Source organism: Amycolatopsis sp. NBRC 101858, assembly GCF_030269325.1.
Taxonomy (GTDB): domain Bacteria; phylum Actinomycetota; class Actinomycetes; order Mycobacteriales; family Pseudonocardiaceae; genus Amycolatopsis; species Amycolatopsis ponsaeliensis.
On record NZ_BSTD01000022.1, the window covers coordinates 1 to 255 of the forward strand.

Below are 255 nucleotides of genomic sequence, written 5' to 3' on the forward strand. Positions count from 1 at the left end.
CGGTGCCGGTCACGACACCCAGGACGCCCGTGCGGCCGCCCTGCTCGTGCCGCTTCCAGCTGTGCCCACCGGTGTTCGTGGCGGAGTTCTGGCCGGTGCTGACTGCGGTGGCGTCGCCGCCGTTGCCTGCCCAGCCGGAGTTCCCGCCGGTGGTGGTGCTGGTGTTCCAGGCGTCGCCGGTCGAGCCGGTGGCGCCGGTGTCACCCGAGTTGCCCGACGTCACCGCAGTGTGCGACTTCGTGCTCTCGTGCTTCC

Annotated in this window: 1 protein-coding gene; it reads right to left on the reverse strand. The window is 72.2% G+C overall.

Going from position 1 to position 255, the window contains the following annotated elements; translation table 11 throughout:
- On the reverse strand, positions 1–255 hold a 255-nt coding region (locus QSK39_RS52950), incomplete at both ends, for a hypothetical protein (RefSeq protein WP_502873397.1).